This window comes from Pseudomonas benzenivorans (genome assembly GCF_033547155.1).
GTDB classification, from domain to species: domain Bacteria; phylum Pseudomonadota; class Gammaproteobacteria; order Pseudomonadales; family Pseudomonadaceae; genus Aquipseudomonas; species Aquipseudomonas benzenivorans_B.
The window spans coordinates 1,631,847-1,656,400 of the sequence record NZ_CP137892.1; the positions used below are offsets into that span (position 1 = coordinate 1,631,847).

Consider the following 24,554-nt stretch of genomic DNA (forward strand, 5'->3'; position numbering starts at 1 on the left):
CCGCGCAGCGTCAATTTTCCGCGGCCAGTGGAGGAAGGGTATGAGCCAGGGTGTCGAATTCAATCGCCTGATGTTGGAAATGCGCTCCATGCAAGCCGAGGCCATGGCGCGGCAGAAGCCCGCCGTCAGTGCCCCGGAGCCGGGCGCGCCGAGCTTCTCGGAGATGCTCGGGCAGGCGGTGAACAAGGTCAACGAAACCCAGCAGACCTCCAACCAGTTGGCCAGCGCCTTCGAAATGGGCCAGAGCGGCGTCGACCTGACCGATGTGATGATCGCCTCGCAGAAGGCCAGCGTGTCCTTCCAGGCCATGACCCAGGTGCGTAACAAGCTGGTTCAGGCGTACCAAGACATCATGCAGATGCCGGTTTAAGGATAGGTTCCGATCATGGCCGATGCCCTCGCCACCAACGTGCCCGCCACCACTGCGGGCGACGATCCGAAGAAACCGCTGCTGGGTTTGACCTTCCTGGAGAACCTGTCGGACATGAGCATGCTGCGCCAGATCGGCCTGCTGGTCGGCCTGGCCGCCAGCGTGGCGATCGGTTTCGCCGTGGTGCTCTGGTCGCAGCAGCCCGACTACCGTCCGCTCTATGGCAGCCTCAGCGGCATGGATGCGTCCCAGGTGGTGGAGACCCTGGCGGCCGCCGACATCGCCTATACGGTCGAGCCCAACTCCGGTGCCCTGCTGGTCAAGGCCGAGGACCTGGCGCGGGCGCGCATGCGCCTGGCCGCGGCGGGGGTGGCGCCGAACGACAAGAGCGTCGGCTTCGAGATCCTCGATCAGGAGCAGGGCCTGGGTACCAGCCAGTTCATGGAGGCCACCCGCTACCGTCGCGGCCTGGAAGGCGAGCTGGCGCGCACCGTGTCCAGCCTCAACAACGTCAAGGGCGCCCGGGTGCACCTGGCCATCCCCAAGAGTTCGGTGTTCGTGCGCGACGAGCGCAAGCCCAGTGCCTCGGTGCTGGTCGAGCTGTATCCGGGTCGCGCCCTGGAGCCGAGCCAGGTGATGGCCATCGTCAACCTGGTGGCGACCAGCGTGCCGGAGCTGGACAAGTCGCAAGTCACGGTGGTCGACCAGAAGGGCAACCTGCTGTCCGACCAGCGCGAGCTGTCCGAGCTGACCATGGCCGGCAAGCAGTTCGACTACAGCCGGCGCCTGGAGAGCCTGTTCACCCAGCGCGTGCACAACATCCTGCAGCCGGTGCTGGGCAGCGGCCGCTACAAGGCCGAGGTCTCGGCGGACGTGGACTTCAGCGCGGTGGAGTCCACCTCGGAGATGTTCAACCCGGACCAGCCGGCCCTGCGCAGCGAACAGCAGGTCAACGAACAGCGCACCAGCGCCCTCGGCCCGCAAGGGGTGCCCGGCGCCCTGAGCAATCAGCCGCCGGGCGCGGCGAGCGCCCCGGAGAAGGCCGCAGCGGCTGCCGCGCCCGGGGCGATCGCCCCCGGCCAGCCGCTGCTCGATGCCAACGGCCAACAGGTCATGGACCCGGTGACCGGCCAGCCGCTGCTGGCGCCATTCCCGGCGGACAAGCGCGAGCAGGCCACGCGCAATTTCGAACTGGATCGCTCGATCAGCTACACCAAGCAGCAGCAGGGGCGCCTGCGCCGGCTTTCGGTGGCGGTGGTGGTGGACGATCAGCTCAAGCTCGACCCGGCCACCGGCGAAGCCAGCCGGGTACCCTGGAGCAGCGAAGACCTGGCCCGCTTCACCCGCCTGGTGCAGGACTCGGTCGGCTTCGACGCCAGCCGTGGCGACAGCGTCAGCGTGATCAACACGCCGTTCACCGCCGAGCAGGGCGAGGAGATCGTCGAGGCCGCCTTCTACACCCAGCCGTGGTTCTGGGACATCGTCAAGCAGGTGCTCGGCGTGCTGTTCATCCTGGTGCTGGTGTTCGGCGTGCTGCGTCCGGTGCTCAACAACATCACCACGGCCGGCAAGTCCGGCGGCGGCTCCGGCGCGGGACGCAACGGCGATGTGGAACTCGGCGAAATGGGCGGCCTGGACGGCGAGCTGTCCGCCGATCGGGTCAGCCTCGGCGGCCCGCAAAGCATCCTCCTGCCCAGCCCGACCGAGGGGTATGATGCGCAGCTGAACGCGATCAAGAGCCTGGTCGCCGAGGACCCGGGTCGCGTCGCCCAGGTCGTGAAAGAGTGGATCAACGCCGATGAGTGACAACCGTACCGCCGCCAAGCTGAACAAGGTCGACAAGGCCGCGATCCTCCTGCTCTCGCTGGGCGAGACCGACGCCGCCCAGGTGCTGCGTCATCTCGGGCCCAAGGAGGTGCAGAAGGTCGGCGTGGCCATGGCCGGCATGCGCAACGTGCACCGCGAGCAGGTCGAGCAGGTGATGGGCGAGTTCGTCGAGATCGTCGGCGACCAGACCAGCCTGGGCGTGGGCTCCGACGGCTATATCCGCAAGATGCTGACTGCGGCCCTCGGCGAGGACAAGGCCGGCAACCTGATCGACCGCATCCTCCTGGGCGGCAGCACCAGCGGCCTGGACAGCCTCAAGTGGATGGAGCCGCGGGCGGTGGCCGACGTGATCCGCTACGAGCACCCACAGATCCAGGCCATAGTCGTGGCCTACCTCGACCCCGACCAGGCCGGCGAGGTGCTCAGCCACTTCGACCACAAGGTGCGCCTGGACATCGTCCTGCGCGTGTCCTCGCTGAACACCGTGCAGCCGGCGGCGCTCAAGGAACTCAACCTGATTCTCGAGAAGCAGTTCTCCGGCAGTGCCAACACCACTCGCGCCAGCCTGGGCGGGATCAAGCGGGCGGCCGACATCATGAACTTCCTCGACAGCTCGGTCGAAGGCCAGCTGATGGACTCGATCCGCGAGGTCGACGAAGACCTGTCGTCGCAGATCGAGGACCTGATGTTCGTCTTCGACAACCTCGCCGACGTCGACGACCGCGGCATCCAGGCGCTGCTGCGCGAGGTGTCCTCCGACGTGCTGGTGCTGGCGCTCAAGGGCGCCGACGAGGCGATCAAGGAAAAGGTCTTCAAGAATATGTCCAAGCGTGCCGCCGAGCTGCTGCGCGACGATCTGGAGGCCAAGGGGCCGGTGCGGGTCAGCGACGTCGAGGCGGCGCAGAAGGAGATCCTCACCATCGCCCGGCGCATGGCCGAGGCCGGCGAAATCGTCCTCGGCGGCAAGGGCGGCGAGGAGATGGTGTAGGGTCTGATGGCATTTGTTCACGGCCGCGACGGCGGCCCGCTTGGCGCAGGACTAGGCGCGAGGAGAGAGGTTTGGTGATTCCAAATGAACGACGAGTAACGACGGCCTGCGCCAAGCGGGCCCCGTCCCTTCGGGTTGCGCGGCAAACCCCGCCATGCTGTGTTGCGGGACTTGCCAAGGGAGTGGCCATTGCCTGCGTCCCGCGCCTTGCCTGGCGGGGTTTGGCGCGGCAACGCGGCTCGCGAACAAATGCCATCAGACCCTAATATGGCGACCAAGGAAGCGGCCAGCGAGCTGATTCGCGCCAAGGACCTCGGTGTCTTCGATCGCTGGGCGTTGCCCAGTTTCGATTCCGGCGACGAGGCGAGCGAGCGGGCCGCCGAGGAGCAGCCTGGCGACCATGAGTCCGGGGTGGCCCAGGTCAGTCAGGGCGAGGTCGAGGAGATCCCGCCGGAGGACGTCAAACCCCTGACGCTGGAGGAGCTGGAGGCGATTCGGGAAGAAGCCTACAACGAGGGCTTCTCCACGGGGGAGAAAGACGGTTTTCACGCCGGGCAGCTGAAGGCCAAGCAGGAAGCCGACGCGGCCCTGGCTGCCAAGCTGGCCGGTCTGGAGCAACTGATGCAGCAACTGTTCGAGCCGATCGCCGAGCAGGACCAGCAGCTGGAAGTGGCGCTGGTCAATCTGCTCAGCCATATGGCCCGCCAGGTGATCCAGCGCGAGTTGATCAGCGATTCCAGCCAGATCCGCCAGATCCTGCGCGAGGCGCTGAAGCTGCTGCCGATGGGCGCGGGCAATGTGCGTATCCACCTCAACCCGCAGGACTTCGAGACGATCAAGGCCCTGCGCGAGCGTCACGAGGAGGACTGGCGCATCCTCGAGGACGACTCCATGTTGCCCGGCGGTTGCCGGGTCGAGTGCGAGCACAGCCGCATCGATGCGAGTATCGAGACGCGCCTGGAGCAGGCGCTGAAGCAGCTGTTCGAGCAGCAGCGCGAGCAGGTCACCAATCCCGTAGCGGCCGACCTGCAGATCGATCTGGACGCCGCCCAGGAACCGGCCGATGCGTCTTGAGCGCACCAGCTTCGCCAAGCGCCTGGCCGGCTACCGCGAGGCGGTACAGCTACCGGTCCAGCCGGTGGTGGAGGGCCGCCTGCTGCGCATGGTCGGTCTGACCCTGGAGGCCGAAGGCCTGCGTGCGGCGCTGGGCAGTCGCTGCCTGGTGATCAACGACGACAGCTATCACCCGGTGCAGGTCGAGGCCGAGGTGATGGGCTTCTCCAACGGCAAGATCTACCTGATGCCCGTCGGCGGCCTGGCCGGCATCGCGCCGGGGGCGCGGGTGGTGCCGCTGCCCGATACCGGGCGCCTGCCGATGGGCCGCTCGATGCTCGGCCGGGTGCTCGACGGTGCCGGTCGCGCCCTGGACGGCAAGGGCGGGATGAAAGCCGAGGACTGGGTGCCGATGGACGGGCCGACCATCAATCCGCTCAAACGCCACCCGATCGACCAGCCGCTGGATGTCGGCATTCGCTGCATCAATGGCCTGCTCACCGTCGGTCGCGGCCAGCGCCTGGGCCTGTTCGCCGGTACGGGCGTGGGCAAGAGTGTGCTGCTCGGCATGATGACGCGCTTCACCGAGGCCGAGATCATCGTGGTGGGTTTGATCGGCGAACGGGGCCGCGAGGTCAAGGAGTTCATCGACGAGATCCTCGGCGAGGAGGGCATCAAGCGCTCGGTGGTGGTCGCCTCGCCGGCCGATGACGCGCCCTTGATGCGCCTGCGGGCGGCCATGTACTGCACGCGCATCGCCGAATATTTCCGCGACAAGGGCAAGAACGTCCTGTTGCTGATGGACTCGCTGACCCGCTTCGCCCAGGCCCAGCGGGAAATCGCCCTGGCCATCGGCGAGCCGCCGGCGACCAAGGGCTACCCGCCCTCGGTATTCGCCAAGCTGCCCAAGCTGGTCGAGCGGGCCGGCAATGCCGAGGCCGGTGGTGGCTCGATCACGGCCTTCTACACCGTACTGAGCGAAGGCGACGATCAGCAGGACCCGATCGCCGACGCTGCGCGCGGGGTGCTCGACGGCCATATCGTGCTGTCGCGGCGCCTGGCGGAGGAGGGGCATTATCCGGCCATCGACATCGAGGCCTCGATCAGCCGGGTCATGCCGCAGGTGGTGGCGCCCGAGCATCTGCGCCAGGCCCAGCGCTTCAAGCAGCTGTGGTCGCGTTATCAGCAGAGCCGCGATCTGATCAGCGTCGGGGCCTACGTGCCCGGGGGCGATGCCGACACCGACCTGGCCATCGCCCGCCAGCCGGCGATGGTCGGCTACCTGCGCCAGAGCCTGGGCGAGAGCGAAAATCTCGAGCGTAGCAGTGCCCAGCTGGCGGCGATCTTCAACCCAGCCGCGGCTTCCGGGGGCTAAATGTCGCAAGGCCGGGCCGCGCGTCTCGCGCCGGTGATCGCGATGGCCGAGCGCGCCGAACGCGAGGCCGCCGTGCAGCTCGGCCGTGTCCAGGGCCAGCTGCGTCAGGCGGAAGTCAAGCTGGGTCAGCTGGAGCATTACCGCGGCGATTACCAGCAGCAATGGATCAGCGAGGGTCAGCGGGGAGTGTCCGGCCAGTGGTTGATGAACTATCAACGCTTTCTCGCGCAACTGGAGACCGCCATCGGTCAGCAGCGCCAGAGTGTGGACTGGCATCGCGCCAATCTGGACAAGGTGCGTGATACTTGGCAGCAGCGCTATGCCCGGCTCGAAGGGCTGCGCAAACTGGTGCAGCGCTATCTCGACGAGGCTCGCCTGCTCGAGGACAAGCGCGAGCAGAAGCTGCTCGATGAGCTGGCTCAGCGCCTGTCCAGTCGCGCGTCGAGCTGATTGGCAGTTGCCGCAAACGCTTCTGGATGCTACATCTTGAACATGCGAAGCGTGCAGAGGGCTTGACGCTACGCTGATATTCGACCGGATGCGTTATCGACTGTTTCGCAGGATTAAGGAGTAATTCATGGCTATCACCTCGCTGCCCTCGCCTGATGGGCAAGAGTTGACCATCGTGATTCAAGGACGTTTCGATTTCGGTGCGCACCAAGAGTTTCGCGATGCCTACGAGCGCACCAGCGTCAGTCCCGAGCGCTACGTCATCGACCTCAAGGGTACGACCTACCTCGACAGCTCGGCGCTGGGCATGCTGCTGTTGCTGCGCGATCACGCCGGCGGCGAGCACGCCCAGATCCGTTTGCTCAACTGCAACCCGGACGTGCGCAAGATTCTCGCCATTTCCAATTTCGGACAGCTGTTTCAGATCGCCTGACGCAGGTGTCAGCGATCATGTCCGAGAACCTGAGCATCCTGATCGCCGAAGACGGCGCGGCCGATCGCCTGCTGTTGTCGGCCATCGTCAGCCGTCAGGGGCACAGGGCCTTGACCGCGAGCAATGGCCTGGAAGCGGTCGAGTTGTTCCAGCGCGAGCAGCCACAGCTGGTCCTGATGGATGCGTTGATGCCGCTGATGGACGGTTTCGAGGCGGCGCGGCAGATCAAGCAGTTGGCCGGCGAGTCCCTGGTGCCGATCATCTTCCTGACCTCTTTGACCGAGGGGGAGGCCTTGGTGCGCTGTCTGGAGGCCGGTGGCGACGACTTTCTCGCCAAGCCCTACAACCCGGTGATTCTCGAAGCCAAGATCAAGGCCATGGACCGCCTGCGGCGCCTGCAGGATACGGTGCTGCAGCAGCGCGACCTGATCGCCAAGCACAACGAGTATCTGCTCAACGAGCAGCGCGTGGCCAAGGCGGTGTTCGACAAGGTGGCCCACTCCGGCTGCCTCGATGCGCCGAATATCCGCTATCTGCAGTCCCCCTTCGCCCTGTTCAACGGCGACCTGTTGTTGGCGGCCTATAAGCCCTCGGGCGGCATGCACGTATTGCTCGGCGATTTCACCGGTCACGGCCTGCCGGCCGCGATAGGCGCCATGCCGGTGGCCGAAGTGTTCTACGGCATGACCGCCAAGGGCTACTCCCTGGCCGAGATCCTGCGCGAGATGAATGCCAAGCTCAAACGCATCTTGCCCGTCGGTATGTTCTGCTGCGCCACCATGCTCAGCCTGAATGCCCATCGCCGTGAGGTCGAGGTGTGGAGTGGCGGCTTGCCGGACGGCTATCTGCAACGTGGCGCCGGAGGCGAGCGTATTCCCCTGGCATCCCGCCACTTGCCGCTGGGCATCCTCGACGCGCCGTCGTTCGACGATGCCTACGAGGTCTATCCCCTGGAGCTGGGCGACCGGATCATCCTGCTCTCCGATGGCGTGCTGGAGGCCCGCGACGGCGAAGGCCAGCTGTTCGGCGAGGAGCGTCTGCTCGGCGTGTTCGCCGAAAGCCCCGAGCCGCAGCACATCTTCACGAATATTCAACAGGCGTTGACGCGCTTTCGTGGCGAGCAGGAGGACGACGTCAGCCTGGTCGAGGTCAGCCTGGTCGAGGCCAGCGCCCAGAGCCGTCCACCCCTGGCTTTTTCCGCTTGTGGCCAGAACAACCCGCTGGACTGGTCGGCGAGCTTCGAGTTCCGGGGGGAAACCTTGCGGCGGTTCAACCCGTTGCCTTTCCTCCTGCAACTGTTGCTTGAGGTCCAGGGGCTGCGTCCCCAGGGCGGGGCGCTGTACAGCGTGCTCGCAGAGCTGTATTCGAACGCCCTGGAGCATGGTGTGCTGGGGCTGGACTCCGCCTTGAAGCGCGATGCGGAGGGCTTCGCCGAGTATTATCGGCAGCGCAGCGCGCGACTGGCCGCCCTCGACGAAGGCTACGTGCGTTTCCACCTGAATCTTTTTCCCGAGGCGGCAGGTGGCCGCTTGGTCGTGAGGGTCGAAGACAGCGGCCCCGGATTCGATGGGCAGGCGGTCCTGGACCGGCAAATGGCGCTGGACAGCCTCTGCGGACGCGGCCTGGCCCTGGTGCGCCAGCTGAGCGAGCGCTGCACCTGGCCGGATGACGGCCGGGGGGTGCGCGTGGAGTTCTCCTGGCGGCTTGGGGCATAATCGCGCTCGTTTTGATCAGGGAGTGACCGGATGTCCGATACCCATCTCGACAGCGCCGTGCAGGGAGTGCTGCAGGATGTCATGGCGGCGGAGTACCCAGTGCTGCTGGATACCTTTCTGGCCGACTCCGAAGAGCGCCTGCGGCTGCTGCACCAGGCCGAGCAGGCCGCAGATGCGCAAGGACTGCGTCTGGCTGCACACAGCTTCAAGGGCAGTTGCAGCAACATGGGGGCGCCCCTTCTCGCCGAGCTGTGTTGGCAGTTGGAGGAGGCGGCGCGGCGCGAGCACTTGCATGAGGCCGCCGGGCTCATCGAGCAGATCGAGCGTGAGTTCGCCATCGTGCGCATCCTGTTCAGGGCCGAGCGCCAGCGCTTTCGCTTCTAGCCCCATCGGCTCCGCCGCAAACTTGGCCCACCCTTTGCAATTATCTCGGCACTACCCCATTCAAACGGAGAGTGCCCGTGTCTGTTGCTCCCGATCTACTCCTCAAGCCGGCTGCCGAAGTAAGGCCGAAAGCGGCGTCGGCGAAGGCTCCGGCGAAACCGGCCGAGCCCAATAAAGGCGAGCCCTCCAGCTTCGCGCAGGTCTACGCCAAGGAGCGCCAGGCCAATGCCGCCGGACGCAGTGAAGCCAGCGCTAAACCCGAGCGTGCGACCGATTCCGCATCGGGCGAAGCGCAGGAAGAGCAAGACGCTGCCGCCGCAGCCCAGCCAGCGCTTGCCGAAAGCGGCAACTCTTTGCCGAGTGACCCGTCGACCGAGGATCCGTCGCTCGACCTGTTGTTTGGATTGGCCGGCCAGCAGCCGGTGTCGGACGAAACCGGCGAACTCGGCTTGCAGGGGGGCGAGGCGGCGCCCTTGCCGACGGCCAGCCTGATCGGCTCGGGGCCGGCGAGCCTGACCGAGGCAAGCCTCGATCCTGAGCTGGAGGCGTTGAACCAGGTGCCGGCGGTGCAGATGGCCCTGGAGCTGGGGGCCAAGGACGCTGCGGCTGAGCAGAGCGCCACGGGGAAGGCCGTCACCCAGGCAGCGCTCAACACCGGGCAGGGGTTCGCCAATGCGATGGCCGCCATGGGGGCGCAGCGTTCGCAAGAACAGGGCGCTGATCTGGCCGAGGTGCCGCTGCTGGAGTTGAGTGCCGAGGGGCTGGAAAGCCTGAAGGAAAGCTCCGCCGACAACCGCCCGGAAAACTTCGTCAGCAAGCTCAGCGCGTTGAGCCAGGCCATTGGCCAGCAGGCCGCGCTGGCGCCGCGTGCTGCCCAGGTGCCGGGGCAGCCGGTAGCGATGCAGCAGGGGGGCTGGAGCGAGGCGGTGGTCGACCGGGTGATGTGGCTGTCCAGCCAGAACCTCAAGTCCGCCGAGATTCAGCTCGACCCCGCCGAACTGGGTCGCCTGGAGGTGCGCATCAACTTGAGTCAGGAGCAGACCCAGGTCACCTTTGCCAGCCCCAACGCCGCGGTGCGCGAGGCCCTGGAAGGGCAGATGCACCGGCTGCGCGAGCTGTTTTCCCAGCAGGGCATGAACTTGCTCGATGCCAGTGTCTCCGACCAGTCGCTGAGTCGCGGTTGGCAAGGACAGGAGGGGAGCGGTAGCGGCGGACGTGGCGGCGCCAATGAGCCTCTGCTCGGCGGCGAGGAGGAATTCGCCGCAAGCGCGGCCGAGCAGCCTGCTCTTTCCCTCGGCGGCGCCCGTGCTCTGGTCGATTATTACGCCTAGGTGCGTCCCCCGTGTCGGTGGCCGCTCCTTCCCGGAATACTAAGGATGGATAGGCGCTGTAGTCTGTCGTCTCACTGATCTAAACTGCCTCGCCCGACAGCCACAAGGTTGCCGGGCGAGGGCGTTCGGGCGTGACAAGGTCGTAGGGGGCTGATATATCCGCTGCCCAGGTTGACTCTGCGGCCAGCCTGCAGAGCCCGGCCACCTGTTCCGGCTGAATCGCCCGTCGGGGCCTTCGTCAGGACGCGCTGTCGAAGAGCTGGCATAACACTTGCTCCCAACCTCTTAACGGCGGCTAGAACAGCGCTCAGTGACGGATTATTGGCATGGCTAAGAAAGACAAGCCGCAAGACGCGGCGGGCGGCGACGCGAAACCGGCTGGCAAGCTGAAACTCATTATCCTGATCGTCGTGGCACTGCTGCTCGCGGTGGGTCTGTCGGTGGGGGGGACCTGGTTCCTGCTCAGCAAGGGTGACGCCCAGGTGGAAGCCGAAGCCCAGGCGCCGACGGAGCCGGCTGCGCCGGTCAAGCTGCCGGCGATCTATGAAGAGTTGACGCCAGCCTTCGTGGTCAATTTCGACTACAAGGGGCGACCACGCTACATGCAGGTCAGCGTCGCCCTGATGGCGCGCGACAAGACGGCACTGGACGCGCTCAAGGTGCACATGCCGGTGTTGCGCAATCGCCTGGTGATGCTGTTTTCCAGCCAGGACTTCGAGACGCTAGCCACCCCGGTCGGCATGGAAATGCTGCGCCAGCAGGCCACCAGCAGCGTACAGGAGCTGGCGCAGAAGGAGACGGGCACGCTGGCCGTCGAACAAGTGTTGTTCACCAACCTCGTATTGCAGTAGTCGGGAGTCGGATATGGCCGTGCAAGACCTGCTCTCCCAGGACGAGATCGATGCGCTGCTGCATGGCGTCGACGACGGCCTGGTCGAGACCGAGGACGCCGCCGAACCGGGCAGCGTCAAGCAGTATGACCTGACCAGCCAGGACCGCATCGTCCGCGGGCGCATGCCGACCCTGGAGATGATCAACGAGCGCTTCGCCCGCTACACCCGCATCAGCATGTTCAACCTGCTGCGTCGCTCGGCGGACGTGGCGGTCGGCGGCGTGCAGGTGATGAAGTTCGGCGAGTACGTGCATTCGCTATACGTGCCGACCAGCCTCAACCTGGTGAAGATGAAGCCGCTGCGCGGCACCGGGCTGTTCATCCTCGATGCCAAGCTGGTGTTCAAGCTGGTCGACAACTTCTTCGGCGGCGACGGCCGCCACGCCAAGATCGAGGGGCGCGAGTTCACCCCCACCGAGCTGCGGGTGGTGCGCATGGTGCTGGACCAGGCCTTCGTCGACCTGAAGGAGGCCTGGCATGCGGTCATGGACATCAACTTCGAGTACGTCAACTCGGAGGTGAACCCGGCCCTGGCCAACATCGTCAGCCCCAGCGAGGTCATAGTGGTGTCGACCTTCCATATCGAACTGGATGGCGGTGGCGGCGACCTGCACGTGACCATGCCCTATTCGATGATCGAGCCGATCCGCGAGATGCTCGACGCCGGTTTCCAGTCCGATGTCGACGACCAGGACGAGCGCTGGGTCAAGTCCCTGCGCGAGGACATTCTCGACGTCAGCGTGCCCCTGGGCGCCACTGTGGCGCGGCGCCAGTTGAAGCTGCGCGACATCCTGCACATGCAACCGGGCGACGTGATCCCGGTGGATATTCCCGACAACGTGATCATGCGCGCCAATGGGGTGCCGGCCTTCAAGGTCAAGCTCGGCGCCCACAAGGGCAACCTGGCCCTGCAGGTGCTGGAGCCGATCGAACGGCAGCGCTAGACCCCGTCAAACCTGTTACATGCCAGCCGAGGACAGACTATGGCAGACGAAAACGAAACGACCTCCCCGGAGGAGCAGGCGCTGGCCGACGAGTGGGCCGCAGCGCTGTCCGAGTCCGGCGACGCCGCCGGCCAGGACGACATCGATGCCATGCTCGCCGCCGGTGGCGCGGGCGATGCGCCGGCTGCGCCGCGCGCGCCGATGGAGGAGTTCGGCAGCGCGCCTAAGAGCAACCAGCCGGTCAACCTGGATGGGCCGAATCTGGATGTGATCCTGGATATCCCGGTGTCGATCTCCATGGAAGTCGGCAACACCGATATCACCATCCGCAACCTGCTGCAGCTCAACCAGGGCTCGGTGATCGAGTTGGATCGGCTGGCCGGCGAGCCGCTGGACGTGCTGGTCAACGGCACCCTGATCGCCCATGGCGAGGTGGTGGTGGTCAACGAGAAGTTCGGCATCCGCCTGACGGACGTGATCAGCCCGAGCGAACGCATCAAGAAGCTGCGCTAGGATGCGTGCGCTCATCGGCATTATCGGCTCGCTGCCGCTGACGGCCCTCGCCGCCGAGTCGGCGGCGGCTCCCTCTCTGGCGGAGGGCGGCATGGCGGGGCAGTTGGTGCAGTTGCTGCTCGGCCTGCTGCTGGTGATCGGCCTGATCTTCCTGCTGGCCTGGCTCATGCGCCGGGTTCAACAGATCACTCCGCGCGGCGGTCAGGTGATCAAGATACTCGCCAGCCAGGCCCTCGGCCCCCGTGACCGCCTGGTGCTGGTGCAGGTCGGCCAGGAGCAGATCCTCCTCGGTTTGACCCCGGGGCGCATCACCCCGCTGCATGTCATGGCCGAGCCGGTGCACCTGCCGGACGGCCAGCCGGCCTCGACCGAGTTCGCCCAGCGCCTGATGGAGCTGCTGGGCAAGGACCAGAAGGACAAGTCTCGATGAGCGCCATGCGCCTGCTCCTGGCTCTGCTGCTGGCGCTGGGCGCGCCTCTGGCCCTGGGCGCCGACAATCCGTTGTCGATCCCGGCGATCACCCTGAGCACCGATACCCAGGGGCAGCAGGAATACTCGGTCAGCCTGCAGATCCTGCTGATCATGACGGCGCTGAGTTTCATCCCGGCCTTCGTCATGCTGATGACCAGCTTCACCCGCATCATCATCGTGTTCTCCATCCTGCGTCAGGCCCTGGGCCTGCAGCAGACGCCGTCGAACCAGATCCTGGTCGGCCTGGCGTTGTTCCTGACCCTGTTCATCATGGCGCCGGTGTTCGACCAGATAAACCGCGACGCCCTGCAGCCCTATCTCAACGAGCAGCTGCCGGCCCAGGAGGCGATCGCCAAGGCCGAGGTGCCGATCAAGAACTTCATGCTGGCGCAGACCCGCGAGAGCGACCTGGAGCTGTTCATGCGCCTGTCCAAGCGCACCGACATCGCCAGTGCGGACGATACGCCGCTGACCATCCTGATCCCGGCCTTCGTCACCTCGGAGCTGAAGACCGCGTTCCAGATAGGTTTCATGATCTTCATCCCGTTCCTGGTGATCGATCTGGTGGTCTCCAGCATCCTCATGGCCATGGGGATGATGATGCTCTCGCCGCTGATCATCTCGCTGCCGTTCAAGATCATGCTGTTCGTCCTGATCGATGGCTGGGCGCTGATCATGGGCACCCTGGCGGCCAGCTTCGGAGCGACCTGAGCATGACCCCCGAGATCGCCGTCGACCTGTTCCGCGAGGCGCTGTGGTTGACCGCCTTGATCGTGGCGGTCATCGTCGTGCCCAGCCTGCTGGTGGGCCTGGTGGTGGCGATGTTCCAGGCCGCCACGCAGATCAACGAGCAGACCCTGAGCTTCCTGCCGCGCCTGCTGGTGATCCTGCTCACCCTGATTTTCGCCGGCCCCTGGTTGACCCGCGAGCTGATGGAGTTCACCAAGATGTTGATCATGAACATCCCCATGCTGATCGGCTGACATGATCGAGCTGAGCGCCACGCAGATCGGCGGCTGGGTCGGCAGTTTCCTGTTGCCGCTGTTCCGCATCGCCGCGCTGCTGATGAGCATGCCGATCATCGGCACCCAGCTGGTGCCGATGCGGGTGCGCCTGTATCTGGCCCTGGCCATTTGCCTGGTGCTGATGCCGACCCTGCCGGCGATGCCGCAGGTCGACGCGCTGAGCCTGCGCAGCCTGGTGCTGATCGCCCAGGAGGTGCTGATCGGGGTGATGCTCGGCTTCAGCCTGCAGCTGTTCTTCCACGCCTTCCTGGTCGCCGGGCAGATCGTCTCGATGCAGATGGGCCTGGGCTTCGCCTCCATGGTCGATCCGACCAATGGGGTGTCGGTACCGGTGGTCGGTCAGTTCTTCCTGATGTTGGTGACCCTGCTGTTCCTCGCCATGAACGGTCATCTGGTGGTGTTCGAGGTGCTGGCCGAGAGCTTCGTTACCCTGCCGGTGGGCGAGGGGCTGCTGACCGACCACTACTGGACCCTGGCCACCAAGCTGGGCTGGGTCATGGGCGCGGCGCTGATGCTGGTGCTGCCGGCCATCACCGCCTTGCTGGTGGTCAACCTGGCGTTCGGCGTGATGACCCGCGCCGCGCCGCAGCTGAACATCTTCTCCATCGGCTTTCCGCTGACCCTGGTGCTGGGCCTGGCGATCGTCTGGATCGGCATGGCCGACATCCTCGCCCAGTACCAGTTGCTGGTCGGCGAGGCCCTGCAGTTCTTGCGCGAAATGGCGCGGGCGAGGTAGGCCATGGCCGAGTCCGAGAGCGGCGCCGAAAAAAGCGAGGAACCCACGGAGAAACGCCTGCGCGAATCCCGTGAAAAGGGTCAGATCGCTCGCTCCAAGGAGCTCAACACCCTGGCGGTGATGCTGGCCGGGGCGGGCGGCCTGCTGGCCAGCGGCGGCGGGCTGGCGAGCGCGCTGCTGGAGATCATGCGCGGCAATTTTTCCCTGCCGCGCGAAGTGCTGTTCGACGAGCGCAACATGGTGATCTGGCTGCTGGCGTCCGGCGAGATGGCCATCGAGGCCTTGCTGCCACTGTTCCTGGCCCTGCTGATCGCCTCCATCGTCGGCCCCATCGCCCTGGGCGGCTGGTTGTTCTCGGCCCAGGCCATGGCGCCGAAGCTGAGCCGGATGAATCCCCTGGCCGGGCTCAAGCGCATGTTTTCGACCAAGGCGCTGGTCGAGCTGCTCAAGGCCCTGGCCAAGTTCCTGGTGATCCTGCTGGTGGCTCTGGCGGTGTTGTCCGCCGACCGCGACGACCTGCTGGCGATGGCCCACGAGCCGCTGGAGGCGGCGATCTTGCATGCGGCCCAGGTGGTGGGCTGGAGCGCGCTGTGGATGGCCTGCGGGATCATCCTGATCGCCGCGGTGGACGTGCCCTTCCAGCTCTGGGACAACAAGCAGAAGCTGATGATGACCAAGCAGGAGGTGCGCGACGAATACAAGGACAGCGAGGGCAAGCCCGAGGTCAAGTCGCGCATCCGCCAGCTGCAGCGGGAGATGGCCGAGCGGCGCATGATGCAGGCCGTGCCCCAGGCCGACGTGGTGATCACCAACCCGACCCACTTCGCCGTGGCGCTGAAGTACGACCCGGCCAAGGGCAGTGCGCCGGTGCTGTTGGCCAAGGGCGGTGACTTCACCGCCTTGAAGATTCGCGAGATCGCCCAGGAGCACCGGGTCATGCTGCTGGAGTCGCCGGCCCTGGCGCGGGCGGTGTTCTATTCCACCGAGCTGGACCAGGAAATCCCCGCGGGCCTGTACCTGGCCGTGGCCCAGGTGCTGGCCTACGTCTACCAGCTGCGTCAGTACCAGGCCGGCAAGGGCAAGCGCCCGGGCCCGCTGCCGGACCTGCCGATTCCGCCGGATCTGCGTCGCGACGAGTGAGCGCCGGGCGCCATCGCCGGTTAGGTCGAACTTGGAATGCTTCTTGCCACAACCCAGTTAAGACGCCGTTGCGCGTCAAAAAATTGAGCTGGCTGGGGTAGGGATGTGGCTGTAGATCGCGCGCAAATCATCGGAGACGTACGCAGCAATCTTGCGGGGTTGCGCCAGGGCAACCTGGGTATCCCGCTGTTGCTGCTGGTCATGCTCGGCATGGTCATGCTGCCGATGCCGGCGTTCCTCCTCGACGTGCTGTTCACCTTCAGCATCGCCCTGTCGATCGTGGTGCTGCTGGTCGGCATCTATGCCCTGCGGCCCCTGGATTTCGCGGTATTCCCGACCATCCTGCTGGCGGCGACCCTGTTGCGCCTGGGGCTCAACGTCGCCTCGACCCGGGTGGTGCTGCTGCACGGCCACGAGGGGCATGGCGCCGCCGGCCAGGTGATCCAGGCCTTCGGCGAGGTGGTGATCGGCGGCAACTACGTGGTCGGTATCGTGGTGTTCGCCATCCTCATGATCATCAACTTCGTGGTGGTCACCAAGGGCGCCGGGCGCATCTCCGAGGTCAGCGCGCGTTTCACCCTGGATGCCATGCCGGGCAAGCAGATGGCCATCGATGCCGACCTCAACGCCGGCCTGATCGACCAGGCCGAGGCCAAGAAGCGCCGCGCCGAGGTGTCCCAGGAAGCCGACTTCTACGGCTCCATGGACGGTGCCAGCAAGTTCGTCCGCGGCGACGCCATCGCCGGCCTGCTGATCCTGTTCATCAACCTGATCGGCGGCATCGCCATCGGCATGTTCCAGCACGGCCTGGGCTTCGCCGATGCCGGCAAGGTCTACACCCTGTTGACCATCGGTGACGGCCTGGTGGCGCAGATCCCCTCGCTGCTGCTGTCCACCGCCGCGGCGGTGATGGTCACCCGGGTGTCCAGCTCCGAAGATATGGGCGCCCAGGTCAACCGGCAGATGTTCGCCTCGCCGCGGGCCCTGGCCGTGGCCGCGGCGATCATGATCGCCATGGGGATGGTGCCGGGCATGCCGCACTTCTCCTTCATCAGCCTCGGCCTGATTGCCGCCGGCGCCGCCTACTGGATCGCCAACAAGCAACGCAAGGGCAAGGAGGCGGAAATCAAGGAGGTGCAGCGTCAGCAGGAGTTGCTGCCGGCGCAGAAGGCCCAGGAGGTCAAGGAGCTGGGCTGGGACGACGTCACGCCGGTGGACATGGTCGGCCTGGAGGTCGGCTACCGGCTGATCCCGCTGGTCGACCGCAACCAGGGCGGTCAGCTGCTCGCGCGGATCAAGGGGGTACGCAAGAAGCTGTCCCAGGAGATGGGTTTCCTCATGCCCTCGGTGCATATCCGCGACAACCTCGATCTGCTGCCCAACGCTTACCGCCTGACCCTGATGGGGGTCAGCGTGGCGGAGGCCGAGGTGTATCCGGATCGCGAGCTGGCGATCAACCCCGGGCAGGTGTTCGGCACCCTCAACGGCGTGGCCGCCAAGGATCCGGCGTTCGGCCTGGAGGCGGTGTGGATCGACTCCAGCCAGCGCGATCAGGCGCAATCGCTCGGCTACACCGTGGTCGATGCCAGCACGGTGGTGGCCACCCACCTCAACCAGGTGCTGCACAAGCATGCCCACGAGCTGCTCGGCCATGAGGAAGTGCAGCAGCTGCTGCAGTTGCTGGCCAAGAGCTCGCCGAAGCTGGCCGAGGAGCTGGTACCGGGCCTGGTGTCGCTGTCGACCCTGCTCAAGGTGCTGCAGGCGTTGCTGCAGGAGCAGGTGCCGGTGCGCGACATCCGCACCATCGCCGAGGCCATGGCCAACGTCGCGACCAAGAGTCAAGATCCCGCCGCGATGGTGGCGGCTGTGCGCGTGGCCTTGGCCCGCGCGATCGTGCAAAGCATCGTGGGACTAGAGCCGGAGCTGCCTGTGATCACCCTGGAACCCAGGTTGGAACAGATATTGCTCAATAGTTTGCAGAAGGCCGGGCAAGGCTCCGAGGATGGCATCCTCCTGGAACCGGGCATGGCCGAGAAGCTGCAGCGTTCCCTGGTGGAAGCGGCGCAGCGCCAGGAAATGCTCGGCAAGCCGGTGATACTGCTGGTGGCCGGCCCGGTCCGGGCGATGCTCTCGCGGTTCGCGCGGCTGGCAGTGCCGAACATGCACGTGCTGGCTTACCAGGAAATCCCGGACAACAAGCAGGTCACCATCGTCGCGACGGTGGGGCAGAACTAACCGAGGTCACAGGCCATGCAGGTCAAACGCTTTTTCGCCGCCGATATGCGTCAAGCCATGAAGCTGGTCCGCGATGAGCTGGGCGCGGATGCCTCGATCATCGGCAATCGCCGGGTGGCCGGCGGTGTCGAGTTGACCGCCGCGCTGGACTACCAGGTTCCCGCCGCGCCTGCGCGCCAGCCCAACCCGGCGTTGGAGGCCGAGCTGCGCAAGACCCAGTCGCGCATCGCCTCCGCCCAGGCCGAGCTGGCCACCCGGGCGCAGGCCGACGAGGGCAAGGACCGCCAACTGTTTGGCGCGGCCCCCGAGGTGCCGGCCGACAGCCTCGCCGCCGTGCTCGGCAAGCCGCAACCGGCACTGCCTGCGGCCAGCGATCAGCGTGCCCTCGACGCCATGCGCTTCGAGCTGCACGGCCTGCGCGAGCTGATCGAGGTACAGCTCGGCTCCATCGCCTGGGGCCAGATGCAGAGCCGCCGTCCGCAGCAGGCCAGCCTCTGGCGCCGCCTGCAGCGCATGGGCCTGCCGGCCGAGCTGGCCCGGGTGCTGCTCGAGCGGGTGGCCAATGTCGCCGAGCCCCGGCAGGCCTGGCGCATGCTCCTGGCCCACCTGGCCCGCGCCATTCAGACCCCCAAGCAGGAGCCGCTGGAGGAGGGCGGGGTGATCGCCCTGGTCGGCCCGGCCGGCATGGGCAAGACCACCACCCTGGCCAAGCTGGCGGCGCGTTATGTGCTCAAGCACGGCGCCCAGAGCCTTGCCCTGGTCAGCCTGGACAGTTACCGCATCGGCGCCCAGGAGCAGGTCAAGACCCTCGGCCGCATCCTCGGTGTGCCGGTCACCCTGGTCGATCCCGGCCAATCGCTGACCCAGGCCCTGGCACCCCTGGCGAAGAAGCGCCTGGTGCTGATCGACACGGCCGGCCTGCCGGCCAACGACCCGGCCCTGCGCATGCAGCTGGAGGCCCTGGCCAGCCGCGGGATCAAGTCCAGGAACTACCTGGTCATGGCCGCCACCAGTCAGAGCCAGGTACTCAAGGCCGCCTACCATAGCTACAAGCGTTGTGGTCTGGCCGGTTGCATCCTGACCAAGTTGGACGAGGCCGCCAGCCTGGGCGAGGTCATGGGGCTGGCGATAGGTCAGCGCCTGCCGGTAGCCTATGTGGCCGATGGTCCGCGTATCCCGGATGATCTGCAGGTACCGCGCAGCCATCAGTTGGTGAGCCGGGCCGTCGGGCTGCAGAGTGCGGAAGATCCAAGCGAGGAGGCGATGGCGGAGCTGTTCGCCGGCCTCTATCAGCAGCCGACGCGCCGTGCCGGTTGACGGCGCCGCGGCGATGACTCAGTGGCATGAGGCGCAGGTTGACCTCATGCCGGATTGGCGGGGTACGCTTAGCCAAGCGGCTCCCGTCGACGTTAGACAAGGTGTGTAGAGAACATGGGTATGCATCCCGTACAGGTGATCGCGGTGACCGGCGGCAAGGGTGGTGTCGGCAAGACCAACGTGTCGGTGAATCTGGCCCTGGCGCTGGCCGATGTCGGCCGGCGGGTCATGTTGATGGACGCCGACCTGGGCTTGGCCAACATCGACGTCCTGCTCGGCCTCACCGCCAAGCGCACCCTGGCCGATGTGATCAGCGGCGAGTGCGACCTGCGCGACGTGATCCTGCAGGGCCCCGGCGGCATCCGCATCGTTCCGGCCGCCTCGGGCACGCAGAGCATGGTGCAGCTCTCGCCCCTGCAGCATGCTGGCTTGATCCAGGCCTTCAGCGACATCAGCGACAACCTCGACGTGTTGATCATCGACACCGCCGCCGGTATCGGCGACTCGGTGGTCAGCTTCGTCCGCGCGGCCCAGGAGGTGCTGGTGGTGGTGTGCGACGAGCCGACCTCGATCACCGACGCCTACGCGCTGATCAAATTGCTCAATCGCGACTACGGCATGAGCCGCTTTCGTGTACTGGCCAATATGGCGCACAGTCCACAGGAGGGGCGCAATCTTTTTGCCAAACTGACCAAGGTCACCGATCGTTTCCTCGACGTCGCCCTGCAGTATGTCGGCGCGGTGCCCTACGACGAGTCGGTGCGCAAGGCCGTGCAGAAGCAGCGCGCGGTCTATGACGCCTATCCACGCTCCAGGTGCGCCCTGGCGTTCAAGGCGATCGCGCAGAAGGTCGATGCCTGGCCGCTACCGGCCAATCCGCGTGGTCATCTGGAGTTTTTCGTCGAGCGCTTGGTGCAGCAACCGACCGCGGACTCGGCGGTATGACAGCAGCTTCCGGACTTCGTATGTACAGCAAGGCGCAAGGACAAGAGTCCCAGTATCAGTTGATCGAGCGCTATGCGCCCCTGGTCAAGCGAATCGCCTACCACTTGCTGGCGCGCCTGCCGGCCAGCGTGCAGGTGGACGATCTGATCCAGGCCGGCATGATCGGTCTGCTCGAGGCCTCGAAGAAATACGACTCCAGCAAGGGCGCGAGCTTCGAGACATTCGCCGGCATTCGCATTCGCGGTTCGATGCTCGATGAGGTGCGCAAGGGCGATTGGGCGCCGCGTTCGGTACACCGCAACAGCCGTATGGTCAGCGATGCGATCCGAGTAGTTGAGGCCAGAACCGGTCGTGACGCTAAAGATCACGAGGTTGCGGCCGAACTCCAATTGAGTCTCGAAGATTACTACGGCATTCTTGGCGACACTTTGGGCAGCCGCCTGTTCAGCTTCGACGACCTGTTGCAGGACGGCGAGCACGGGGGGCTGTGCGAAGACGCCAATGCCACTCACCAAGAACCTTCTCGTGGCCTGGAAGATGAGCGCTTCCAGGCGGCGCTGGCCGATGCCATCGCCAACTTGCCGGAGCGCGAACGACTGGTGTTGGCGCTGTATTACGACGAAGAGCTGAATCTCAAGGAGATCGGCGAGGTGCTGGGGGTCAGCGAGTCGCGCGTCAGTCAGATCCACAGTCAGTGCGCCGCACGCCTGCGTGCGCGGCTGAGCGAATGGCGCGCACGCTGAACCGCTAGATTAGCGGGTCGTTGGGAAACGTAGCGGACGAGGGTCAGATAAGGCGCATTACGGCCTGTAGGTGAGCGAGTAACACCTGATGGCAACGTGGCGCAGCTGATCGCAATGGTTTTGCAACGGCCTGTCAGGCCGGTTTCACGATTAAGGGCGCAGCCAGAGGCTGGCTGCGTTTAGGACTGTACGGAGGTCGACTTGGACAAGAACATGAAAATCCTCATCGTTGATGACTTTTCAACGATGCGCCGGATCATCAAGAACCTCCTGCGTGATCTGGGGTTCACCAATACCGCGGAGGCCGACGACGGCACCACCGCCCTGCCGATGTTGCACAGCGGCAGTTTCGATTTTCTGGTGACCGACTGGAACATGCCGGGCATGACCGGGATCGACCTGCTCCGCGCGGTACGGGCGGACGAGCGGCTCAAGCACCTGCCGGTACTGATGGTCACCGCCGAGGCCAAGCGCGACCAGATCATCGAGGCCGCGCAAGCCGGGGTGAATGGCTATGTGGTCAAGCCGTTCACGGCCCAGGTACTGAAAGAAAAGATCGAGAAGATTTTCGAGCGGGTCAACGGCTGATGTCTGCCGCGAGGGTGCTATGGAACACGAAGATTCCCCGCAGGCCGACCTCGAGTCGAGCCTGAAGTTAAACGCGCGCCAATTGGTCGACAGCCTGGATCAAGGCAATTTTGGCGAAGCGGTGCAGCTGATCAATGAACTCAATAAAACCCGCGACCGTGGTCTGTACCACGAAGTCGGCAAGCTGACGCGCGAGTTGCACAACGCCATCGTCAACTTCCAGCTCGACCCGCGCGTGCCCCATGCCCAGGAAGTCTCGCAAATCACCGATGCCACCGAGCGCCTGAATTATGTGGTGACGATGACCGAGAAGGCGGCGAACCGGACCATGGATCTGGTCGAGCAGAGCGCGCCGTTGGTCAACGACCTCGGCAGCGAGGCACAGACCCTGAGCGCCGAGTGGGGACGCTTCATGCGCCGGGAAATGGGCGCCGATGGTTTCCGCGAGCTGGCCAAGCGCATCGAGTTGTTCCTCGCCCGCAGCGAGCGCGATGGCGCCAAGTTGTCCGCCCATCTCAACGACATCCTGCTGGCTCAGGACTATCAGGACCTGACCGGCCAGGTGATCAAGCGGGTCACCCAGCTGGTCACCGAGGTGGAGAGCAATCTGCTCAAACTGGTGCTGATGGCCAGCCAGGTGGACCGTTTCGCCGGTATCGAGCACAACCACGAACAGTTACGCGCCGAGCAAAAACAACAAAAAGAGCCTTCCCGTGGTGAAGGTCCGCAGATTAATGCCGATAAGCGTGAAGATGTCGCCGCAAGCCAGGACGACGTCGACGATCTGCTATCCAGCTTAGGTTTTTAGGAGCACGTTTTATGAGCTTCGGCGCCGATGAAGAGATCCTCCAGGACTTCCTGGTAGAGGCCGGGGAGATCCTCGAGCAACTGTCCGAACAGTTGGTCGAGCTAGAGAGCCGCCCGGACGATATGAGCCTGCTCAACGCGATCTTTCGCGGCTTTCATACCGTCAAGGGCGGCGCCGGCTTTCTCCAGCTGAACGAACTGGTCGAGTGCTGCCACATCGCGGAGAACGTCTTCGACGTTCTGCGCAAGGGCGAGCGACGGGTCGACGCCGAGTTGATGGACGTGGTGCTGGAAGCGCTGGATGCGGTCAATGGCATGTTCGGCCAGGTGCGTGAACGAGTCGAACCGACCCCGGCCAGTCAGGAGCTGCTGGCGGCCCTGGCCCGCCTGGCGGAGCCGGCCGGTGCCGAGGAAGTGCCAGCGCCGGAGGCGCAGGTCCAGGCCGTGGCGGAGCCTGAGCCTGAGCCGGAACCCGCCTCGGCTGCGCCCGAGACTGGCGACATCACCGACAGCGAGTTCGAGCAACTGCTCGATGCCCTGCATGGGGCGCCGGCCGAAGCCCAGGCCGAAACAGCCTCTGCGGCGGCCGGCCCGGACGAAATCAGCGACGACGAGTTCGAGGCACTGCTCGATCAGTTGCATGGCAAGGGCCAGTTCGTTCCGCCCGCCACTGCCGCCGCCACGGCGGCGCAGCCGGTGCAGGCCCCGGTGGCGGCGGTTGCCGAAGCCAGTCCCGGCGCTGACGAGATCACCGACGACGAGTTCGAGGCGCTGCTCGATCAGCTGCATGGCAAGGGCCAGTTCGTTCCGCCCGCCACGGGCGCCGCCACGGCGGTGCAGCCGGCGCAGGCCCCGGCTGCGGCAGCGAGCGCGGACAGTGACGAGATCACCGACGACGAGTTCGAGGCGCTGCTCGATCAACTGCACGGCAAGGGCAAGTTTGCCGAGCCGAGCGCCCCGGCCAAGGCGCCCGCCGCTGCGGTAGCGCCGATCAAACCTACCGAGCCGGCCAAGGCAAGCGTCAAGCCAGCGGCCAAGGCCGAGCCGGCAAAGGCGCCGAGCCCCGTGCCGGCAGCGGCTGACAAGGTGGTGCCGGCCAGTGAGGCGGAAACCACGGTACGGGTCGACACCGCGCGCCTGGACGAGATCATGAACATGGTCGGCGAGCTGGTGCTGGTGCGTAACCGCCTGGTACGCCTGGGCTCCAACAGCGGCGACGAGGCGATGGCCAAGGCGGTGTCCAACCTCGACGTGGTCACCGCCGACCTGCAGACGGCGGTGATGAAGACCCGCATGCAGCCGATCAAGAAGGTCTTCGGGCGCTTCCCGCGCCTGGTCCGTGACCTGGCCCGCAGCCTGAAGAAAGAGATCAACCTGGAGTTGGTCGGCGAAGAGACCGATCTGGACAAGAACCTGGTCGAAGCCCTGGCCGACCCGCTGGTGCACCTGGTGCGCAACGCCGTCGATCATGGCATCGAGACCCCGGAAGAGCGCGAGGCCGCCGGCAAGGCCCGCGGCGGCAAGGTGGTGCTGTCGGCCGAGCAGGAGGGCGACCACATCCTGTTGTCGATCTCCGACGACGGCAAGGGCATGGACGCCGATGTGCTGCGCGCCAAGGCCGTGGAAAAAGGCCTGCTGGACAAGGACGCGGCCGACCGGCTGAACGAGTTCGAGTGCTACAACCTGATCTTCGCCCCGGGCTTCTCGACCAAGAGCGAGATTTCCGACGTGTCCGGTCGCGGCGTCGGCATGGACGTGGTGAAGACCAAGATTTCCCAGCTCAACGGCACGGTCAACGTGTTTTCGGTCAAGGGCCAGGGCTCGAAGATCGTCATCAAGGTGCCCCTGACCCTGGCGATCATGCCGACCCTGATGGTGATGCTGGGCAAGCAGGCATTCGCCTTCCCGTTGGTCAACGTCAACGAGATCTTCCACCTCGACCTGTCGCGTACCAACGTGGTCGACGGCCAGGAGGTGGTGGTGGTGCGCGACAAGGCGTTGCCGCTGTTCTACCTCAAGCGCTGGCTGGTGCGTGATGCCGCCCATGAGGAGCAGGGCGAGGGGCATGTGGTGATTCTCACGGTGGGCAGCCAGCGCATCGGCTTCGTCGTCGACCAGCTGGTCGGTCAGGAAGAGGTGGTGATCAAGCCCCTGGGCAAGATGCTTCAGGGCACTCCGGGCATGTCTGGCGCTACCATCACCGGCGATGGACGCATCGCCTTGATTCTCGACGTGCCGAGCATGCTCAAGCGCTACGCGCGGCGCATCTGAT

At 65.6% G+C, this 24,554-nt stretch carries 25 protein-coding genes; all 25 read left to right on the forward strand.

Annotation, left to right across the window (positions count from 1 at the left end):
* Window positions 1–40: 40 nt before the first annotated feature.
* The 25 genes from fliE to SBP02_RS07660 all read left to right on the forward strand — a co-directional run bounded on the left by fliE (window position 41) and on the right by SBP02_RS07660 (window position 24,553).
* Entirely contained in the window at window positions 41–370 is a 330-nt protein-coding gene (gene fliE / locus SBP02_RS07540) for a flagellar hook-basal body complex protein FliE (protein WP_318645775.1), read from the forward strand.
* A gap of 15 nt (window positions 371–385) precedes the next feature.
* Window positions 386–2,176, forward strand: coding sequence for a flagellar basal-body MS-ring/collar protein FliF (fliF, locus tag SBP02_RS07545; RefSeq protein WP_318645776.1), 1,791 nt, complete (start codon window positions 386–388; stop codon window positions 2,174–2,176).
* Complete coding sequence (gene fliG / locus SBP02_RS07550) at window positions 2,169–3,185, forward strand: flagellar motor switch protein FliG (protein WP_318645777.1); 1,017 nt, start codon at window positions 2,169–2,171, stop codon at window positions 3,183–3,185. The genes fliF and fliG overlap by 8 nt, the downstream gene beginning before the upstream one ends.
* A 267-nt stretch (window positions 3,186–3,452) precedes the next feature.
* Complete coding sequence (gene fliH / locus SBP02_RS07555; protein WP_318645778.1) at window positions 3,453–4,259, forward strand: flagellar assembly protein FliH; 807 nt, start codon at window positions 3,453–3,455, stop codon at window positions 4,257–4,259.
* Entirely contained in the window at window positions 4,249–5,613 is a 1,365-nt protein-coding gene (gene fliI / locus SBP02_RS07560; protein ID WP_318645779.1) for a flagellar protein export ATPase FliI, read from the forward strand. The genes fliH and fliI overlap by 11 nt, the downstream gene beginning before the upstream one ends.
* Window positions 5,614–6,063 (forward strand): flagellar export protein FliJ, encoded by a 450-nt coding sequence (gene fliJ / locus SBP02_RS07565; protein ID WP_318645780.1) that lies wholly within the window; start codon window positions 5,614–5,616, stop codon window positions 6,061–6,063.
* A 127-nt stretch (window positions 6,064–6,190) separates the two neighbouring features.
* A complete protein-coding gene (locus tag SBP02_RS07570) occupies window positions 6,191–6,496 on the forward strand; it encodes an STAS domain-containing protein (RefSeq protein ID WP_318645781.1) in 306 nt (101 codons plus the stop codon).
* 17 nt (window positions 6,497–6,513) lie between these two features.
* Window positions 6,514–8,211 (forward strand): fused response regulator/phosphatase, encoded by a 1,698-nt coding sequence (locus SBP02_RS07575; RefSeq protein ID WP_318645782.1) that lies wholly within the window; start codon window positions 6,514–6,516, stop codon window positions 8,209–8,211.
* Between the two features lie 30 nt (window positions 8,212–8,241).
* Window positions 8,242–8,595 carry an Hpt domain-containing protein gene (locus SBP02_RS07580; RefSeq protein ID WP_318645783.1) on the forward strand — a complete coding sequence of 118 codons (354 nt, stop codon included), beginning with the start codon at window positions 8,242–8,244 and terminating at the stop codon, window positions 8,593–8,595.
* Window positions 8,596–8,672: 77 nt separating this feature from the next.
* On the forward strand, window positions 8,673–9,926 hold the full coding sequence (locus SBP02_RS07585) for a flagellar hook-length control protein FliK (protein WP_369960338.1): 1,254 nt from the start codon (window positions 8,673–8,675) through the stop codon (window positions 9,924–9,926).
* A gap of 326 nt (window positions 9,927–10,252) precedes the next feature.
* Window positions 10,253–10,777, forward strand: coding sequence for a flagellar basal body-associated protein FliL (gene fliL / locus SBP02_RS07590; RefSeq protein WP_318645785.1), 525 nt, complete (start codon window positions 10,253–10,255; stop codon window positions 10,775–10,777).
* A 13-nt stretch (window positions 10,778–10,790) separates the two neighbouring features.
* The gene (gene fliM / locus SBP02_RS07595) at window positions 10,791–11,762 is read left to right on the forward strand and encodes a flagellar motor switch protein FliM (RefSeq protein ID WP_318645786.1); all 972 of its coding nucleotides are present in this window, start codon (window positions 10,791–10,793) and stop codon (window positions 11,760–11,762) included.
* 39 nt (window positions 11,763–11,801) lie between these two features.
* Window positions 11,802–12,275, forward strand: coding sequence for a flagellar motor switch protein FliN (gene fliN / locus SBP02_RS07600; protein WP_318645787.1), 474 nt, complete (start codon window positions 11,802–11,804; stop codon window positions 12,273–12,275).
* A gap of 1 nt (window position 12,276) precedes the next feature.
* Entirely contained in the window at window positions 12,277–12,705 is a 429-nt protein-coding gene (fliO, locus tag SBP02_RS07605) for a flagellar biosynthetic protein FliO (protein ID WP_318645788.1), read from the forward strand.
* Window positions 12,702–13,457, forward strand: coding sequence for a flagellar type III secretion system pore protein FliP (gene fliP / locus SBP02_RS07610; RefSeq protein ID WP_318645789.1), 756 nt, complete (start codon window positions 12,702–12,704; stop codon window positions 13,455–13,457). The genes fliO and fliP overlap by 4 nt, the downstream gene beginning before the upstream one ends.
* A gap of 2 nt (window positions 13,458–13,459) precedes the next feature.
* Window positions 13,460–13,729, forward strand: coding sequence for a flagellar biosynthesis protein FliQ (gene fliQ / locus SBP02_RS07615; protein WP_318645790.1), 270 nt, complete (start codon window positions 13,460–13,462; stop codon window positions 13,727–13,729).
* A 1-nt stretch (window position 13,730) separates the two neighbouring features.
* The gene (gene fliR, locus SBP02_RS07620) at window positions 13,731–14,507 is read left to right on the forward strand and encodes a flagellar biosynthetic protein FliR (protein ID WP_318645791.1); all 777 of its coding nucleotides are present in this window, start codon (window positions 13,731–13,733) and stop codon (window positions 14,505–14,507) included.
* A 3-nt stretch (window positions 14,508–14,510) separates the two neighbouring features.
* Complete coding sequence (flhB, locus tag SBP02_RS07625) at window positions 14,511–15,647, forward strand: flagellar biosynthesis protein FlhB (protein ID WP_318645792.1); 1,137 nt, start codon at window positions 14,511–14,513, stop codon at window positions 15,645–15,647.
* Window positions 15,648–15,752: 105 nt separating this feature from the next.
* Window positions 15,753–17,882, forward strand: a complete 2,130-nt coding sequence (gene flhA, locus SBP02_RS07630; RefSeq protein WP_318645793.1) for a flagellar biosynthesis protein FlhA — start codon at window positions 15,753–15,755, stop codon at window positions 17,880–17,882.
* A gap of 15 nt (window positions 17,883–17,897) precedes the next feature.
* Complete coding sequence (flhF, locus tag SBP02_RS07635) at window positions 17,898–19,199, forward strand: flagellar biosynthesis protein FlhF (protein WP_318645794.1); 1,302 nt, start codon at window positions 17,898–17,900, stop codon at window positions 19,197–19,199.
* A gap of 114 nt (window positions 19,200–19,313) precedes the next feature.
* Complete coding sequence (gene fleN / locus SBP02_RS07640; RefSeq protein ID WP_318645795.1) at window positions 19,314–20,144, forward strand: flagellar synthesis regulator FleN; 831 nt, start codon at window positions 19,314–19,316, stop codon at window positions 20,142–20,144.
* A complete protein-coding gene (fliA, locus tag SBP02_RS07645; protein WP_318645796.1) occupies window positions 20,141–20,887 on the forward strand; it encodes an RNA polymerase sigma factor FliA in 747 nt (248 codons plus the stop codon). The genes fleN and fliA overlap by 4 nt, the downstream gene beginning before the upstream one ends.
* Before the next feature lie 213 nt (window positions 20,888–21,100).
* Window positions 21,101–21,475 carry a chemotaxis response regulator CheY gene (locus SBP02_RS07650; RefSeq protein WP_170862135.1) on the forward strand — a complete coding sequence of 125 codons (375 nt, stop codon included), beginning with the start codon at window positions 21,101–21,103 and terminating at the stop codon, window positions 21,473–21,475.
* Between the two features lie 19 nt (window positions 21,476–21,494).
* Window positions 21,495–22,283 carry a protein phosphatase CheZ gene (locus SBP02_RS07655; RefSeq protein ID WP_318645797.1) on the forward strand — a complete coding sequence of 263 codons (789 nt, stop codon included), beginning with the start codon at window positions 21,495–21,497 and terminating at the stop codon, window positions 22,281–22,283.
* An 11-nt stretch (window positions 22,284–22,294) separates the two neighbouring features.
* Complete coding sequence (locus tag SBP02_RS07660; protein ID WP_318645798.1) at window positions 22,295–24,553, forward strand: chemotaxis protein CheA; 2,259 nt, start codon at window positions 22,295–22,297, stop codon at window positions 24,551–24,553.
* Window position 24,554 lies beyond the last annotated feature (1 nt).

Coding starts and splice junctions, on each gene's coding strand:
- SBP02_RS07580 (WP_318645783.1), top strand. CDS start 8,242: ATGTCCGATACCCATCTCGACAGCGCCGTGCAGGGAGTGCTGCAGGAT.
- fleN (WP_318645795.1), top strand. CDS start 19,314: ATGGGTATGCATCCCGTACAGGTGATCGCGGTGACCGGCGGCAAGGGT.
- SBP02_RS07575 (WP_318645782.1), top strand. CDS start 6,514: ATGTCCGAGAACCTGAGCATCCTGATCGCCGAAGACGGCGCGGCCGAT.
- fliN (WP_318645787.1), top strand. CDS start 11,802: ATGGCAGACGAAAACGAAACGACCTCCCCGGAGGAGCAGGCGCTGGCC.
- fliH (WP_318645778.1), top strand. CDS start 3,453: ATGGCGACCAAGGAAGCGGCCAGCGAGCTGATTCGCGCCAAGGACCTC.
- flhF (WP_318645794.1), top strand. CDS start 17,898: ATGCAGGTCAAACGCTTTTTCGCCGCCGATATGCGTCAAGCCATGAAG.
- fliA (WP_318645796.1), top strand. CDS start 20,141: ATGACAGCAGCTTCCGGACTTCGTATGTACAGCAAGGCGCAAGGACAA.
- fliO (WP_318645788.1), top strand. CDS start 12,277: ATGCGTGCGCTCATCGGCATTATCGGCTCGCTGCCGCTGACGGCCCTC.
- fliP (WP_318645789.1), top strand. CDS start 12,702: ATGAGCGCCATGCGCCTGCTCCTGGCTCTGCTGCTGGCGCTGGGCGCG.
- fliR (WP_318645791.1), top strand. CDS start 13,731: ATGATCGAGCTGAGCGCCACGCAGATCGGCGGCTGGGTCGGCAGTTTC.
- fliL (WP_318645785.1), top strand. CDS start 10,253: ATGGCTAAGAAAGACAAGCCGCAAGACGCGGCGGGCGGCGACGCGAAA.
- SBP02_RS07655 (WP_318645797.1), top strand. CDS start 21,495: ATGGAACACGAAGATTCCCCGCAGGCCGACCTCGAGTCGAGCCTGAAG.
- fliJ (WP_318645780.1), top strand. CDS start 5,614: ATGTCGCAAGGCCGGGCCGCGCGTCTCGCGCCGGTGATCGCGATGGCC.
- SBP02_RS07570 (WP_318645781.1), top strand. CDS start 6,191: ATGGCTATCACCTCGCTGCCCTCGCCTGATGGGCAAGAGTTGACCATC.
- fliM (WP_318645786.1), top strand. CDS start 10,791: ATGGCCGTGCAAGACCTGCTCTCCCAGGACGAGATCGATGCGCTGCTG.
- flhB (WP_318645792.1), top strand. CDS start 14,511: ATGGCCGAGTCCGAGAGCGGCGCCGAAAAAAGCGAGGAACCCACGGAG.
- SBP02_RS07660 (WP_318645798.1), top strand. CDS start 22,295: ATGAGCTTCGGCGCCGATGAAGAGATCCTCCAGGACTTCCTGGTAGAG.
- fliI (WP_318645779.1), top strand. CDS start 4,249: ATGCGTCTTGAGCGCACCAGCTTCGCCAAGCGCCTGGCCGGCTACCGC.
- fliQ (WP_318645790.1), top strand. CDS start 13,460: ATGACCCCCGAGATCGCCGTCGACCTGTTCCGCGAGGCGCTGTGGTTG.
- SBP02_RS07650 (WP_170862135.1), top strand. CDS start 21,101: ATGAAAATCCTCATCGTTGATGACTTTTCAACGATGCGCCGGATCATC.
- fliE (WP_318645775.1), top strand. CDS start 41: ATGAGCCAGGGTGTCGAATTCAATCGCCTGATGTTGGAAATGCGCTCC.
- fliG (WP_318645777.1), top strand. CDS start 2,169: ATGAGTGACAACCGTACCGCCGCCAAGCTGAACAAGGTCGACAAGGCC.
- fliF (WP_318645776.1), top strand. CDS start 386: ATGGCCGATGCCCTCGCCACCAACGTGCCCGCCACCACTGCGGGCGAC.